Annotated in this window: 13 protein-coding genes; 10 read left to right on the forward strand and 3 right to left on the reverse strand. The window is 64.9% G+C overall.

Features of this window, described 5'->3' with window-relative positions:
* Positions 1 to 2 precede the first annotated feature (2 nt).
* From HV793_RS25740 to HV793_RS25750, 3 genes are all read right to left on the reverse strand, one after another.
* Positions 3 to 1,406 carry a phosphomannomutase/phosphoglucomutase gene (locus HV793_RS25740; RefSeq protein ID WP_054453058.1) on the reverse strand — a complete coding sequence of 468 codons (1,404 nt, stop codon included), beginning with the start codon at positions 1,404 to 1,406 and terminating at the stop codon, positions 3 to 5.
* 20 nt (positions 1,407 to 1,426) lie between these two features.
* Positions 1,427 to 3,688, reverse strand: coding sequence for a GNVR domain-containing protein (locus HV793_RS25745; protein ID WP_054453060.1), 2,262 nt, complete (start codon positions 3,686 to 3,688; stop codon positions 1,427 to 1,429).
* Positions 3,689 to 3,750: 62 nt separating this feature from the next.
* Entirely contained in the window at positions 3,751 to 4,887 is a 1,137-nt protein-coding gene (locus tag HV793_RS25750; protein ID WP_054453063.1) for a polysaccharide biosynthesis/export family protein, read from the reverse strand.
* Between the two features lie 242 nt (positions 4,888 to 5,129).
* On the opposite strand from HV793_RS25750, the gene HV793_RS25755 reads away from it, so the two are divergent.
* The 10 genes from HV793_RS25755 to HV793_RS25800 are packed head-to-tail and all read left to right on the forward strand — an operon-like array spanning position 5,130 to position 15,675.
* Positions 5,130 to 6,539, forward strand: a complete 1,410-nt coding sequence (locus HV793_RS25755) for an undecaprenyl-phosphate glucose phosphotransferase (protein ID WP_125471884.1) — start codon at positions 5,130 to 5,132, stop codon at positions 6,537 to 6,539.
* Positions 6,540 to 6,585: 46 nt separating this feature from the next.
* The gene (locus HV793_RS25760; RefSeq protein ID WP_054453683.1) at positions 6,586 to 7,038 is read left to right on the forward strand and encodes a GDP-mannose mannosyl hydrolase; all 453 of its coding nucleotides are present in this window, start codon (positions 6,586 to 6,588) and stop codon (positions 7,036 to 7,038) included.
* A 5-nt stretch (positions 7,039 to 7,043) separates the two neighbouring features.
* On the forward strand, positions 7,044 to 8,474 hold the full coding sequence (locus tag HV793_RS25765) for a mannose-1-phosphate guanylyltransferase/mannose-6-phosphate isomerase (RefSeq protein ID WP_054453067.1): 1,431 nt from the start codon (positions 7,044 to 7,046) through the stop codon (positions 8,472 to 8,474).
* 34 nt (positions 8,475 to 8,508) lie between these two features.
* Positions 8,509 to 8,871: a VanZ family protein gene (locus HV793_RS25770; RefSeq protein ID WP_054453684.1), complete on the forward strand. Its 363-nt coding sequence runs from the start codon at positions 8,509 to 8,511 to the stop codon at positions 8,869 to 8,871.
* Positions 8,872 to 8,881: 10 nt separating this feature from the next.
* Complete coding sequence (gene gmd / locus HV793_RS25775; protein ID WP_054453069.1) at positions 8,882 to 9,991, forward strand: GDP-mannose 4,6-dehydratase; 1,110 nt, start codon at positions 8,882 to 8,884, stop codon at positions 9,989 to 9,991.
* Between the two features lie 6 nt (positions 9,992 to 9,997).
* Entirely contained in the window at positions 9,998 to 10,951 is a 954-nt protein-coding gene (locus tag HV793_RS25780) for a GDP-L-fucose synthase family protein (RefSeq protein WP_054453071.1), read from the forward strand.
* A 38-nt stretch (positions 10,952 to 10,989) separates the two neighbouring features.
* Positions 10,990 to 12,306, forward strand: coding sequence for an oligosaccharide flippase family protein (locus HV793_RS25785; RefSeq protein WP_175182353.1), 1,317 nt, complete (start codon positions 10,990 to 10,992; stop codon positions 12,304 to 12,306).
* Between the two features lie 20 nt (positions 12,307 to 12,326).
* Positions 12,327 to 13,229 (forward strand): glycosyltransferase family 2 protein, encoded by a 903-nt coding sequence (locus tag HV793_RS25790; RefSeq protein ID WP_054453076.1) that lies wholly within the window; start codon positions 12,327 to 12,329, stop codon positions 13,227 to 13,229.
* A gap of 27 nt (positions 13,230 to 13,256) precedes the next feature.
* A complete protein-coding gene (locus tag HV793_RS25795) occupies positions 13,257 to 14,552 on the forward strand; it encodes an O-antigen ligase family protein (RefSeq protein WP_175214138.1) in 1,296 nt (431 codons plus the stop codon).
* On the forward strand, positions 14,545 to 15,675 hold the full coding sequence (locus HV793_RS25800; RefSeq protein WP_054453081.1) for a glycosyltransferase: 1,131 nt from the start codon (positions 14,545 to 14,547) through the stop codon (positions 15,673 to 15,675). The genes HV793_RS25795 and HV793_RS25800 overlap by 8 nt, the downstream gene beginning before the upstream one ends.

Genomic DNA, 15,675 nt, shown 5'->3' on the forward strand with positions numbered 1-15,675 from the left:
CCTTAAAACGGTAAACGAACATGAGGGGCAATGCGTCGGAACGCGTTGCGGAAATCCTCCTCGATACGGGCCAATGCGGCCACGGTGTCCCCTTCAAAACGCAATACCACCGTCGGCGTGGTGTTGGACGGACGCGCCAGGCCGAAGCCGTCGGCGTAATCCACCCTGATGCCGTCCAGGTCGTTGATGGACTGCGCGCCGGGAAACTGTCCCTGCGCACGCAGCGCTTCCACCAGGTCAAACTGCTCGCCTTCGGCGGTTTCCAGCTTGATTTCGGGCGTAGCGCAGGACTGCGGCAGGCTTTCCAGCAGGGCCGAGGGATCCGGCGCGCCGGACAGGATCTCCAGCAGCCGGGCGGCGGCGTAGATGCCGTCGTCAAAGCCGTACCAGCGCTCCTTGAAAAAGATGTGGCCGCTCATCTCGCCGGCCAGCAGCGCGCCGGTCTCGCGCATCTTGGCCTTGATCAGCGAGTGCCCCGTCTTCCACATGGTGGCCTTGCCGCCCGCCTCGGTGATGGCGCGCGCCACGTGGCGGCTGCACTTGACGTCATAGAGGATCTCGGCGCCCGGATTGCGCGACAGCACGTCGCGCGCGAACAGGATCAGCTGGCGATCGGGCCAGATGATCTGCCCCGTCTTGGTCACCACGCCGAGCCGGTCGCCGTCGCCGTCGAACGCCAGGCCGACCTCGCAGTCGGAATAGCGCAGGCAATAGATCAGGTCCTGCAGGTTCTGCGGATCGGCCGGATCCGGGTGATGGCCCGGGAACGAGCCGTCGACCTCGCAGAACAGCTCGACCACTTCGCAGCCCAGGGCGCGGAACAGCGCCGGCGCCGCGGCGCCCGCCACGCCGTTGCCGCAATCGATGGCGATCTTCATCGGACGCGCCATGCGGATATCGCCCATCAGGCGCGCCGTGTAGCACGGCATGATCTGCATCTGCGTGCGTCCGCCTGAGGCGCTGGCCGATTCGATGGGCAGGCGCATCGCATCGCGCAGCGCGGTGATGCCTTCGCCATATAGCGAGGCGCCGTCCAGCACGATCTTGAAGCCGTTGTGCGCGGGCGGGTTGTGGCTGCCCGTGACCGCGATGCCCGCGCCCGTGTCCATCAGGCGCGTCGCGAAGTACACCATCGGCGTGGTCGCCATACCGATGTCGATGACGTGCATGCCCGCCGAGCGCAGGCCCGCCTGCAAGGCGGCCGCCAGCTCGACGCTGCTCAGCCTGCCGTCCCTCCCCACCACGATGGACCGCGCCCCCTGTTCGCGGGCCTGGGTTCCCGCCGCCATCCCCAGGCTGTGCGCGAACCTCGCATCGATTTCTTCCGGCACCGTGCCGCGTATGTCATAAGCCTTGAAAACCGCATCCAGAATTTGCGGCGTGTCCCAGCCAAAAGTTCCGTGCATGCCAGTTTCTCCGGGTGGCGTTATTTAGGGCCGTTCTGTTTGAAATCGCCGTAATACGCCGCACGGGAGTAGCGGTAACTGCCGTACTTGGACCGGAAGCCGAAGCGTTCCGGCAGGAGCTTGAGGCCGTTGAAGAGCACGCCGTCCACCGGCGCGCCCGCCTGGATCAGGCGCTTGGCCGTCTCGCGGATCTCGCCCACGGTGTTCATGCCCGAACGCACCACCACCATCACCGCCGCCGCATGCGTGCCGACCACGGCCGCGTCCGGAGACGACAGCACGGGCGCCGTGTCCAGGATCACCATGTCGTACTGCGAGGCCAGTTCGCGCAGGGTTTCGCCGAACACCGGCGAGGCCAGCAACTCGGACGGGTCGAAGGTGACCGCGCCGGTGGCGATGAAGTCCACGCCCTCGGACACGCTGTGCTTGCGGACCTGGGTCAGCGGTATCGTGCCCGACAGCACTTCGAACAGGCCGTCTTCCTTGGGCACGCCAAAGTAGCGGTTGAGCTGGCCCTTGCGGAAGTCAGCGTCGATCAGCAGCACGCGCTTGCCCACGCCGCCCTGGATGAAGGCGAAGTTGGCCGACAGGAAGGACTTCCCCACGCCTGCCACGGGGCCGGTGAACATGACCATGTTGTTGGCCGACTGGCGCAGCGACGCCTGCAGCACGTTGCGGAACGACCTCAGGCTTTCGATGGGCGGCGCGTTGCCCTGGCTCTGCGCCAGCAGCGCAGGCACGCTGGCGTTCTTGCGCCGGCTGCGCCGCCACAGCTTGTCCTGCATGTCGCTATAGGGAATGGCGGCCAACACCGGCAGGCCGGTATGGCGTTCGACGTCGTCGGGTTCCGACAGTCCGCCGAACAGCGCATTGCGCACGAACGCGCACAGCATGCCGAAGATCAGGCCGAAGGCGGTCGCCACGCCGATGATGATGGCGGCCTTGGGACGCACCGGCTTGTCCGGCTGCACCGCCGAGTCCAGGATGCGCACGTTGCCCACCTTGCCGGCGCGGATCAGGCGCAGCTGCTGGGCGTTGTTGAGCAATGCCGTGTAGAGCTCGGTGTTGACGCGCACGTCGCGCACCAGGCGCACCACGTCCTGCTCCAGGTCAGGCAGCTGGCGGATGTTGTTGCCGATGCGGTTGACGTCCCCGGTCAGCCCGGCGATCTGGCGGTCCAGCGCCACGATGCTGGGGTGGGTTGGCGCGAAGCGGGTGATCATCTCCTGGCGCTTGGAGCGCAGTTCCATAACCTTGGTCTGCGCATCCACCGATTGCGCAAGGATCAGCTTGGCTTCTTCGCTCAGGTCGATGGTGCCGCGCTTGTTGCGCAGGGAGTTGTACTTGGTCTCGGCCGCGTCCAGCTCGCCCTTGAGCACCGGCAGCTGCTGTTCAAGGAATACCAGCGACTTCTCGGCCTGCGCCGACTTGCGGTTCACGTTCTGCTGCACGTACTCCTGGCCGATCTGGTTGAGCACGGCAGTCGTCAGCGCGGGATCATTGCCTTCCAGCGTGACGCCGATCACCCCCGACGTGCGGCCGCGCTCGAAGATCCCCAGGCGCGCCTGCACATCCTCGATGGCTGCAAGGCGCGAGCTGCGCGACACCGTGAACTCGGTCCCGGGGCGTCCCGTCAGCGCGTCGATATGCACGTCCATCGCGCCGCCGCCAGGCAGCCGGAAATGCTCGGGCTTGCCCACGGTGCCGTTGAAGGTCGCGCCCGTGAACTTGTCGCTCAGCGTGTAGCGCCCTTCGCCCAGCGTGGTCACGCGAAAGGGCTTGCCCAGCCATTCGTTGGGCACGTCCAGCTGCGAGATCGCGATGGCTTCTCCGCCCCATGCATAACCGCCGCGCGGCAGGCTCGACGGATACGGCAGGCTTTCGTAGCGCTGCGCCAGCCATTCGCCGATCACGGGGAAATAGCGCGGCTTGGCCTGGATGTACAGCAGGAACTTGTCGACTGCGGGTCCAACCACCATGCGCGAACGCAGCACTTCCATTTCGCCCGAGGTCTCCGCCTTGGTATCGAACATGGAGGACACATCGCCGAGCAGGCTGCGGCTCTGCCCCTGCGGCATTTCCTCTTCCACCTGCACGATGATGTCGGCCGAGTACACCTTGGGCGTGATCATCACATAGGTAAGCGCCCCCAGTAATGCAAGCAGAGTGATCGCGATGATCATCCACCGGTTGGAGAAGATGGCGTCCACATGGGACGACAACGGAGTTTCCTGCTGGCGAGCCGGCACGGACGGCTCGAACGATTCGATGGGCAACGACATGCAGCTCTCCAAGAGAAGACGCCGCCGCGGTCGCGGCGTCCCCAGGCGTGGTTTAAGGCGGACTAATCTATGGACTTCACGGTCTGTACGGTCTGGGCGCTCGGGAACAGATTGCTGATGAAGCGGTTCCACCGCACCAGGGCCGCCGTATCCACGAACACCACGTCTTTGGGTTGCAACTCGAACTTCTCCGCCACCGCAAGAGTCTGCGGCGATCCGGCGTTCAGGTGGAACACCAGCGGCGTCGCTTGCTCAGTGCTGCGCACAACGAATATTTGAGACGGATTCGAGGTCAGCTGGTTCGGTCCTCCGGCCAAGCCCAGCGCCTCGGTCAACGACATGCGTCCGTCACGCATCACTGCCGCGGTGGGCAAGGTCACCTCGCCCATCACGAACACCTTGCTGTCATCGCGCGGCGTGACCCTGACGATGTCGCCGGACTTCAGCAGCACCTGGTTCAGGTCTTGGCCACGCTCGATCAGCGCAGGCACGTTCACGCGAGTACGGCGTCCGTCACGGATCACGTAGACTGCGCTGCGATCGCCCGTGGGCAGAATGCCTCCGGCCCTGTTGATCGCTTCCAACAGGGTCATCGGGATATCGTTGATCGCGATTGCGCCCGGCGTCTTCACTTCGCCATCGACGTAAACACGCTTGCTGCGATATCCCAGAACGCGTACGGTGATCTGCGGATCCTGGATGTACTTGCTCGAACTATTCACTATGAGATTGCGCGCCTGAAGTTCCGTCAACCCGGCCACTTTCAGCAATCCCGCATAGGGAAATTGGATATATCCAGTGGATGAAACCGTATAGCCCGGAATGCCCGAGGCGGTGTCTCCAATGGCTAGTTCCGTTACCCCAGTCCCGATGGCGTAGGTTTGCGTCGGAAGGACGAGTTCAGGGTGATCCCACACTACGATCGAGAGGATGTCTCCGGGCCCGATCAGGTACGGCCCGGACTTGCCGTAGAGCTTGTCGACGCCTTCGTTGTCGAGCAATGCCTGGCGCGCGCGCTGGTCTTCAAGCACCAGCGACGGCGTGATTTCCTTGATTACAGCCTTGGAGTTCGGATCCAGCGGATCCGCAAGTTGATTGGCGTCAAAGGTCATACCGGGAGACAAGGCGCAAGCGCCCAGCGAGGACACGAGCGCGATAGCTGCTATGCCTCGGCTCAACGTTCCGAAAAATGTCGTCATGGCAAATCCACTTGTGAATGACTTCGTTGCTTGGAGTGAGCCCGATGCGTAACGGGTTGCGACATTCCACTCTCTTTTCCTAGCCCCGCACATTCGACGGATGTCCTAAGCCTTCTCCTACATCGTTTGGAGGTTTCGGGTGCCTTGCGCACTCAATAAGATTTTGTCGGTAGCCACAAGCTTTGCGGCGGTGCACTGTCTTTGCCTTTCGCACGGCGGCTCCCCACGAACAGGAGTGCGCGATGGACCCGTCCCAAACGGACACGTCGTCTAGATTCAGCGGAGCAAGCTATCTCTATCGCTTGCTCGATGCCGCGATCGTGATCGCCTGCGGCCTGACTGCCACCGGCTTGAAATTCTCGGACGATGCCTTGGCGGATCCTCCGCAGATCCATCTGTTCCTTGTGTATCTGTGCGGCCTGGGCGTGGTCGCCATATTCCCGGCCTTCCGCCTCTATGTATCCTGGCGCGGCCGCCTGCTGACCGACCTGGTCGTGCGCAGCCTGGCGGCCTGGGCGCTGGTGTTCGCGCTGGGCATCTGCATCAGTTTTCTCATGCACCAGACCGCGGCGATATCGCGCATATGGGCGGCTACGTGGTTCGGCATGTCGGCGCTGACGCTGGCCGGCTTACGCATTGCGGTCTACGCGATCCTGGGCGCGGCGCGCGACCGCGGGCTGGACCGCAAGCGCGTACTGCTGGTGGGCTTTGGCGCGCTGGGCCATGACCTGTGGCGCCGCGTCGAGCAATACCGCGGCGCGGGCTACGAAGTGGCGGGCATCTATGCCGAGCCCCATGAGAACCTGCCGCCGCAAGTCCGCCGCCTGCATGACCTGGACGAGCTGCATGGCTTCGTGCATGAGCACAACGTCCGCGAGATCTGGATCGTGCTGCCGATGGAAGCGGGCCAGGAACTGCGCGAAGTCCTCTATCACCTGCGCAACGACCTGGTGGATATCCGCTGGATTCCCGATGTCATGTCGATCCAGCTGCTGGGGCACCGCATCGGCGAATTCCTGGGTCTGCCGGCCATACAGCTCAACAGCCTGCCGGCCGCCGGCGTGCGAGGCTGGGCCAAGGAACTCTTCGACCGCGGCTTCGCCTTCTGCGCGCTGGTCGGGCTGTCGCCCGTGATGCTGACGGTGGCGATCCTGGTGAAGGCGACTTCGCGCGGCCCGGTGTTCTTCACCCAGCCTCGGCTGGGCGTGGACGGCAAGGTCTTCCATGTCTACAAGTTCCGCACCATGACAGTGCATCAGGAGCATGGCGTGGTCACCCAGGCCACGCGCAACGATGCCCGCGTCACGCGCATCGGCGGCTTCCTCAGGCGCACCAGCCTGGACGAACTGCCGCAGTTCCTGAATGTGCTGATGGGCGACATGTCGGTGGTGGGTCCGCGTCCGCACGCGCTGGAACACAACGAAATGTACAAGGACCTGGTGCAGCGCTACATGATGCGCCACCGCGTCAAGCCGGGCATCACGGGCTGGGCGCAGGTCAACGGCCTGCGCGGGCAGACGGACACGCTGCGCAAGATGAGCGACCGGGTCGAGTACGACATCTACTACATCCAGCACTGGACGTTCAGGATGGACCTGCAGATCATCGCCCGCACGGCGTTGTCGGGATGGACGGGCCGCAATGTCTACTAAACCCTTGGGATGGCCCGAGCAACGCAAGGCCGCGGCCCGCGACGGCTTGCTGGCGCAGGCGGAGTTCCGCCAGGCGGTAGAGATGTTGCCGCTGGTTTCCATCGACCTGCTGCTGCGCGATGCCGCGGGCCGCTACCTGACTGGCCTGCGGGCCAATCCCCCGGCCCAGGGCGCCTGGTTCGTGCCGGGCGGACGGATCCGCAAGAACGAGACCCTGCACGCCGCGCTGCGCCGCATCGCCCGCGACGAACTGGGCATCCCGGTCAGCGAGCTGGCCTGGACCCCGCGCGGCGTGTACGAACACTTCTATGGCACCAATTTTGCGGGTGAAGCCGGACGCTCCACCCACTACGTCGTCCTCGCCTATGAGGCCGAGCTTTCTTTGGACATTTCCAGCCTGCCCCAGGCCCAGCACCGCAGCTACCGCTGGCTGCCCGCGAAGGCCCTCGCCGCCGATCCCGGCGTGCACCCCTACACCCAGGCCTACTTCAAGGAGTGAGCGCCATGACCAATCCCCCTCCCCCGTACCGGGCAGTCATACTCTGCGGCGGTTCAGGCTCGCGCCTGTGGCCGCTGTCGCGCGAGCTGCTGCCCAAGCAGTTCATCCGTTTGACCGATGACCGCAGCCTGCTGCAGAACACCCTGCTGCGGCTGGGTTCGGCGGATGCGCAGGCCCGGCCCACCCTGGTCTGCAACGACGCGCACCGCTATATCGCGGCGGAGCAGGCGCTGGAGCTGGGCATCAAGGACGTGGAAGTGATCCTGGAGCCTTTCGCGCGCAACACGGCGCCGGCAATCGCCGCGGCCACCCTGCGCGCCATGCGCGACGGCGAGGACCCGGTCATGCTGATCATGCCGTCGGACCACGTGCTGGAAGACGGCGAGGTACTGCGCGCCGCCTTCGCCGAAGCCTACAAGGCCGCCTTGCAAGGCGCCCTGGTGACCTTCGGCATCACGCCCACCGCGCCGCTCAGCGGCTACGGCTACATCCAGGCGGACGAGCCCGGCGTCATGGCCCCCGCCCGCCGCGTGCGCCGCTTCGTTGAAAAGCCCTCGCCCGAGGTGGCGCAGCGCTTCATCGATGATGGCGGCTATTACTGGAACAGCGGCATGTTCGCCTTCCAGGCCTCGGTATTCCTGTCGGAAATGGCGCGCCTGGCGCCCAAGATGCTGGAACAGGTGCAGGCGGCGGTGGCCATCGGACATGGCGAGAATTCGCTTTTCCACCTGGACGGCCCGTCCTTCGAGGCCTGCCCCAGCGATTCCATGGACTACGCCATCATGGAGCGCACCGACAGCGCCGTGGTCATCCCGCTGGCCGCCTCGTGGAGCGATGTGGGCGCCTGGGACGCGGTCTGGGGTATCGCCCAGAAGACGGTGGAAGGCAACTCCACCACCGGCGACGTCATGGTGGAGGATTCGCGCAACTGCCTGATCCACTCCACCAGCCGGCTGGTGGCCTCGGTGGGCCTGGACGACATCGTCGTGATCGAAACCGCCGACGCCGTGCTGGTGGCGCACAAATCGCGCTCGCAGGACGTCAAGCGGCTGGTCGAGATCTTCAAGACGCAGCACCGCTCGGAACTGAACCATCACCGCGAAGTGCAGCGGCCCTGGGGATCCTACGACTCGGTCGGCCAGGGGCCGCGCTACCAGGTCAAGCGCATCACGGTGAAGCCCGGCGCGCGCCTGTCCTCACAGATGCACCATCACCGGGCCGAGCATTGGATCGTGGTTTCGGGCACGGCGCGCATCTACAACGGCGACAAGCAATACCTGCTGACCGAGAACCAGTCGACCTACATCCCGCTGGGCGAGATCCACAGCCTGGAGAACCCGGGAAAGATCCCGCTGGAAATCATCGAGGTGCAATCGGGCGCCTACCTGGGTGAAGACGACATCGTCAGATTCCAGGACATGTATGGCCGGGTTTGAAAAAGAGGTGCCCCCGCCCTTCTTCAGACCGGGCATGGCCCGGATCTGCCTGCCGCTTGCCGGGCTGTTCTTCGCCGTACTGGTAACGATAGGCAACCTGCCGGGCCTGGCCGCCGAGATGTCGGACGCCTTTGGGGACAAGCGTCTGCATCTTGCGGCTTACGCCTTCCTGACCACGTTGATCTATTTCTCGGTCAACCGGCGCCCGGCGCTGACGGCCTTGGTGGCGATTGCCATGCTGGGTGCGCTGGATGAAGCAATCCAGTCCCTTTTTCCCTATCGACAGGCTGAATTATTAGACCTTTTGGCCGATATCTCAGCGGCTGGTGCAACAGTAATCTCATTGCACATTGGTACCGCAGCCTTCGGCTCCTTTCGTGCAGTCACTAAGTCTTAAGGATACAACCATGCCAAAACGGGCACTGATTACCGGCGTTACTGGCCAAGACGGGGCCTATCTGGCGGAGTTTCTGCTGGCCAAGGGCTATGAGGTCCACGGCATCAAGCGGCGTGCTTCGCTGTTCAATACCGCCCGGATCGACCATCTGTACCAGGATCCGCATGACCAGCCCCGCAATTTCGTGCTGCATCACGGCGACATGACCGACTCTTGCAGCCTGATCCGCATCGTGCAGTCGGTGCAGCCCGACGAGATCTACAACCTGGCCGCCCAAAGCCATGTCGGCGTCTCGTTCGAGGAACCCGAATACACGGCCAACGCCGACGGCCTGGGCACCCTGCGTCTCCTGGAAGCCATCCGCATCCTGAAACTGGAGAACAAGGCCCGCTTCTACCAGGCCTCCACCTCCGAGCTGTATGGCCTGGTGCAAGAGACGCCGCAAAAGGAAACCACGCCGTTCTATCCGCGCAGCCCGTATGCGGCGGCCAAGCTGTACGCCTACTGGATCAGCGTGAATTACCGCGAAGCCTATGGCATGTATGCCTGCAACGGCATCCTGTTCAACCACGAATCGCCCAAGCGCGGCGAGACCTTCGTCACGCGCAAGATCACCCGCGGCCTGGCCCGCATCGTGCTCGGCCTGCAGGAATGCCTGTACCTGGGCAACCTGTCCGCCCTGCGCGACTGGGGCCACGCCCGCGACTACGTCGAAATGCAATGGCTGATGCTGCAGCAGGACACGCCCGAGGACTACGTCATCGCGACCGGCATGCAATACAGCGTGCGCGAATTCATCAATACCGCCGCGCGCGAGCTGGGCATCCTGCTGGCCTGGGAAGGCGAAGGACTGGAAGAGACCGCCACCGTGCTGTTCTCGCCGGTCCATGACGTCAAGCCCGGCCAGGTCATCGTCCGGGTGGATCCGCGCTACTTCCGCCCGACGGAAGTGGAGACCCTGCTGGGCGATCCGACCAAGGCGCGCGAAAAGCTGGGGTGGTCGCCCCGCACCTCCTTCGCGCAACTGGTCAAGGAAATGGTCGAGAGCGATCTGCGCGACGCCCGGCGCGATGCGCTGGTCGAGCAGAACGGCTACGAAATCTACGCCTACAAGGAGTAGCACGACATGACGAACCTGGAGCAACGCGTCTTCGTCGCCGGCCACCGCGGCATGGTGGGCGCCGCGATCACCCGCGAGCTGCAACGCCGCGGGTACCGCAACGTGCTGACCCGCGGCCGGGAAGAGCTGGATCTGGAAAACCAGAATCAGGTCAACCGCTTCTTCTCGACCACGCCGGTCGACGTGGTGTACCTGGCCGCGGCCAAGGTGGGCGGCATCCTCGCCAACCAGACGCATCCGGTGGAGTTCCTGTACAAGAACCTGATGATCCAGTGCAACGTGATCCGCGCCGCGTATGCGGCCGGCGTGCGCAAGCTGCTGTTTCTGGGTTCGTCATGCATCTATCCGCGCGAAGCTCCTCAGCCGATCCGCGAGGACGCCTTGCTGACGGGGCCGCTGGAGGCGACCAACGAGCCCTACGCCATCGCCAAGATCGCGGGCCTGAAGCTGTGCGAGGCCTATCAGCGCGAATTCGGCGCGCGCTTCATCTGCGCCATGCCGACCAATCTGTATGGCCAGCATGACAACTACGACCTGCAAAGCAGCCACGTGCTGCCCGCGCTGATCCGCAAATTCCACGAAGGGCGGGAATCTGGCCAGGAAAGCGTGAGCATCTGGGGCACCGGCGCGCCGCTGCGGGAGTTCCTGTACGTGGACGACCTGGCCCAGGCCTGCGTCATGCTGATGGAGCATCCGCAGGCGGAAGGCATCTACAACATCGGCGCCGGGCAGGACATCTCGATCGCCGACCTGGCCAGGCTGGTGGCCCGCGTGGTCGGCTACGAGGGCAACATCGTCTACGACAGCAGCAAGCCCGACGGCACGCCGCGCAAGCTGATGGACTCGGCCCGCATGCAGGCGCTGGGCTGGAAACCGGAGATCTCACTGACGCATGGCATCACGCTGGCCTACGGGCACTTCCTGCGTGAACGCACCCAGCATGCGCTGCCCGTGGCCTGACGGCCTCGCCAGAACCCCTATGCCCACAGGCCCCAGCCATGTTCGGATTCCTGAGGAAACACATCGCCGGCAATGCCTCCTTCTGGGGGCTGGTGGAGTATGGCATCGGCCCCGTCGCGGCGCTGGTGGCCTTGCCCATCCTGTTCCGGCAGCTGGGAACGGTGGGCTTCGGCCAGTACTCGATGATCATCGCCCTGGCCGGCTTCGGCAATGCCGCCAACCTGGGCGCGGCGGTGACGGCGACCAAGCTGGTTTCCGAACGCATGCACGAACCGGGCGGCGCCTATCGCGCAGCCGGCGTAAGCATGTCGCTGATCGGCTGCGCGCTGGGGGTCGTGACCCTGGCCGCAGTGCTGCTGTGGGGAGTGGTGGGCCTGGGCTGGCCGGCGGCCACCTTCGGCGGCGTGGCGGTGACGATGCTTGCCATGCCCGCCCTGGCCATCTACCTGACGCAGCAATATGACCAACTGTTTTCCGGATGCCTGAAAGGGCGTGAAGACTTCCGCGCCACGGCGCTGTGCGAGGTCTTCAGCCGCACCGGCACGATGGGGCTGGCTTGCGCCACGGCCTGGCTGACGGCCTCCCCCACCTGGACCGGCTTGGCGCAGGCGCTGGGACTCCTGATCGCGGGCAGCGTGAAGATGCGCGTATTCGCGCGCACCTATGGACGCATCCTGGTGCGCCCGGTGCGCGACCGCGCCGCCATGATGGACGCCTTCCGCTTCTCCCGCTGGTCCTGGCTGAACAGCCTGAGCGCCCTGGCCTTCGGTTCGGTGGACAGGGTGCTGGTCGGCAGTCTCATGGGTCCGGCGGCGCTGGCCATCTACACGGTCGGCGTGCAGGTCGGCCAGATCATCCATACCGCGTCGGTCGCGATCTTCCAGAAGGCCATGCCGCGCGTCACCCGCCTGTCGGTTTCGCCGCCCTATCCGGGCGCCGTCGAACGCGAGATCCGCCGCATGATGCTGTGGAACCTGGCGCTGTCGGCCAGCGCCACGCTGGCGGTGCTGGCGGTCAGTCATCCGCTTCTGAACCTGCTGCTGGGGGACAACGTCGCCAGCGGCCATCTGGGCACCTTCCAGTTGCTGATCGTGGCCTCCGGGCTGCTGTCCTTGAACGCCGCAGCGCACTTTTCCCTGCTGGGCCTGGGCAATTCGCGCGCCGTCGCCATCCTGAACGGCCTGGGCGGCCTGGCGATGCTGTGCGTCATGGCGGGACTGGTACACGCGGCGGGGGAACACGCCGCGGCATGGGGCCGCATGGCCTACGCGGCGATCACGCTGGCCGGCGTGGCCCTCGCCATCCGTCAATCCCGCCCAGAATTTCCGGGCGCCTTGCCTGCGGCCACCCGTTAACTCATATGCTGAGGTCCTACATGCGCAAGCGTCATAACGAGTATTCACGTCAGCTCATCGACTTCGTCCGCGAGTTGCGGCCGCCGGCGCCGATTGCCGGCAGCCTGTTGCCGAAAGTGACCATCGTTACCCCCTCGTTCAACCAGGCCCGCTTCCTGGAGCGCACCATCCTGTCCGTGCTGAACCAGGGCTATCCGCGGCTGGAGTACATCATCATCGACGGCGGCTCCACCGACGGCAGCGTGGACATCATCCGCAAGTATGAGCGCTACCTGACGTACTGGGAGAGCACGCCCGACCGCGGCCAGTCGCATGCCATCAACAAGGGCTTCGAACGCGCCACCGGCGACTATGTGGGCTGGCAAAACTCCGACGACCTGTACTTCCCCGGCGCCTTGCGCAAGCTGGGCGCGGCCGCCTCCAAGGGACGCGCGCCCATCGTCAGCGGCAACCTGTTCGTGGCGGACGCCGACAACAAGATCTTCCGCAAGATCCATTACACGCCGGTCAACCGCGGCACGCTGACGGTGGTGAAGGCGTCCATCCCGAACCAGTCCGCGATCTTCCGCCGCGACCTGCTGCAGAAGTACGGGCTCCTGCAGGAGAGCATGCGCTACTGCATGGACCTGGAGCTGTGGAGCCGGCTGCTGCGCGAAGGCAAGAACCTGATCGTCCCGGACGCAATGGGCGTGTACACCGCCCATGACGAAACCAAGACGGCGCTGATGCAGGACGTGCTGCTCGAAGAACGCGAGCAGATCGTCTCGCGCATCCGCCGCACGGAGCCGGGCCTGGGCAAGCTGTTCGAACTGTCGTGCCGGGCGTCCAAGGTGGCCGCCCACGCGCGGCAGGGCGACCTGTCCTATCTGTTCGAAAAGCTGACCACCAGGATTTTCGGACGAGACGACTGGGCTTCGCACTAGCGCCTGTCCATACCGGGAAGAGCCACAATGACCACGCACCGCCGCTTATCGACCCTGCATCTGCTGGGCATGTTCGCCTTCACGGCGCTGGCCCTGAACGACGATCACTTCGTCCTGGGCGTCGGCAGCTTCAAGCTGTCGCCCTTCGATTTCCTGTTCGTCGCCATACTGGTGGTCAAGATGCTGCGGCTCGCGGATCCCGCGGCCTATGCGCTGCCCCGCGGCATGCTGGGCATGCTGCTGGGAATCCAGTGCGTGTCGGTGATCTATCTGCTTCTGGTGTCGCTGCATCATCCCGGCATCGAGACCGGCGATGTCGCGCGGGACCTGCGCATCGTGTTCTATTTTCTGTGCACGCCCTTTCTTTGCTACAAGGACATCGACAGCCCGGCCGCCTACGCGGTGCTGCAGAAATACATCGTGGCGGCCTGCCTGGCCGTGGCCACGCTGATGTTGGCCGAACAGCTGCAAGGCTTCAGCGTGGCGAATCCGCTGCGCAACGTGCGGCTGGGCGTATGGGCCATTCCGTTCGGCGTGGTGTCTCTGCTGTACTTCCGGCGCACGCTCAACGTTTCCGGACCCAAGGCTTACGCGCTGACGGTCTATATGCTGCTGGCCCTGGTGTTCTCGCTGAACCGCAGCCAATACCTGCAGCTGGCGATCTCGGTCTTCATCGCCGTGCTGTTGGGCGCGGGTCCCGAGATCCGGCGCCGCGCCGTGCTGGTCTTTGCGCCGGCGGCAGTCGCCGGGGTGCTGGTCTTCGCCGCGATCGGCTACCTGGACGTGCTCACCAATCGCATCTTCAGCGTCGAGCGCCTGGACGAGGACTCCAGCTACGGCGCGCGCGTCCAGGAAATGCAGGGGCAAATGGACTTCTTCGCGGAGAGTCCGGTGTTCGGCAAGGGCGCGGGCTTTCGCAGCTGGGTCATGGGCGAGAACGGCTTCGAGCTGAGCACCTTCGCCCACAACTCCTGGGCCTTCTACCTGATGAAATTCGGGGTGGTCGGCACCATCATGATCATGCTTCCGCCTGTGCTCATTCTGCTGCTCACGCTGTTGCGACGATATGCGCATCCGGGCCTGGAGCTGCACCGGCGATACCTGCTTGCCACCGCGCCGATCTATATCTTCATCGACTCGCTTTCCGGCGGCCTGGCCTATGCGCCCAAGACCGCCTTCACCGGGTTCCTGCTGTGCTATTGCCTGTCGCTCATGCGCAATGCCCAGATCATGCCCGTGCCAGAACAAAGAACGACATCCGCCCCCAGCCACCGCCCGGACGTTGCGCGCCGGACGCCAACTAGAGTGATCCCACATGCCTGATGTCTTGTTTGTCGCGCCAGATCTGCACGGCGGCGTAGGAAGATGTGTCGCCTTCATCGTGGATGCCTTGCCGGAACAAGGGGTGGATTCCGCCTTGTTCCTGCTGCGTTCGCGCATCCGCGAGTATCCCGTATCCAATCCGAAGGTGACCCGGGCGCTCCCTGTCAACGAATCCCCGACCGCGCTGCGGCTGATGCTGCCCGTGGCCTTTTTCAAGCTGCTCATGCAGATCCGGCGCGACAAGCCCGCCATCGTCTGCTCGCACGGCCTCTTGTGCAACATGCTGGTCGTGGCGGCCAAGAAGCTGCTGCGCGGCAAGTTCGCCACCGTCGCCTTCGAACACAGCAGCCCGGCCATCCACTACGGAGCCTCGCGCATGCGGCGCCTGAAATGCTGGCTGGTCAGCCAGACCTACCGGCGCCACGATGCGGTGGTGGGCGTGTCGCGCGGCGTCAAGGAAGACCTGGTCAGCATGTTTCCGCCGCTGCGCGGCAAGGTCCACACTATCTACAACGGCGTGCCGCTGGAAAATGTGCGCGCGCAGGGCGGCCGCGGCGGCGACGACCCCGCGCAGCCCGCCCCATACCATGTGGTGGCCGTGGGCCGGCTCGAAGCAGTGAAGGATTACGCGACGCTGATCGACGCGGCCGCATTGCTGGATGACCCCGGCATCCGCTTCACCATCCTGGGCGAAGGATCCGAGCATGCCGCCCTGCAAAAACGCATCGATGAGCGCGGCTCGCGCAGCCCGGTCACCCTGGCGGGCCATATCGACAACCCGTTCCCGGTGATTGCGGGCGCCGGCGCATTCGCCCTGACCTCCCTGCGCGAGAGCTTCGGCAATGTGCTGGTGGAAGCGCTGTGCCTGGGCGTGCCGGTCATTTCCACCGACTGTCCCCATGGCCCGGCTGAAATCCTGGATTCCGGCCGCTACGGCCTGCTGGTTCCGGTGGGCGACGCCGCGGCCCTGGCCGAGGCGGTGCGCCGCCTGGCCTATGACGCGGAGATGCGTGAACGGTTTGCCGAGCAAGGCCCGGAACGCGCCGACGCCTTTTCCCTGGAACGGCACTGCCGCAACGTCATCGCCCTCTTCCGCCCGCTGATGCAGCGCGGCACGCCCTGA

Source organism: Achromobacter aegrifaciens (assembly GCF_902859965.1).
GTDB lineage: Bacteria > Pseudomonadota > Gammaproteobacteria > Burkholderiales > Burkholderiaceae_B > Achromobacter > Achromobacter aegrifaciens.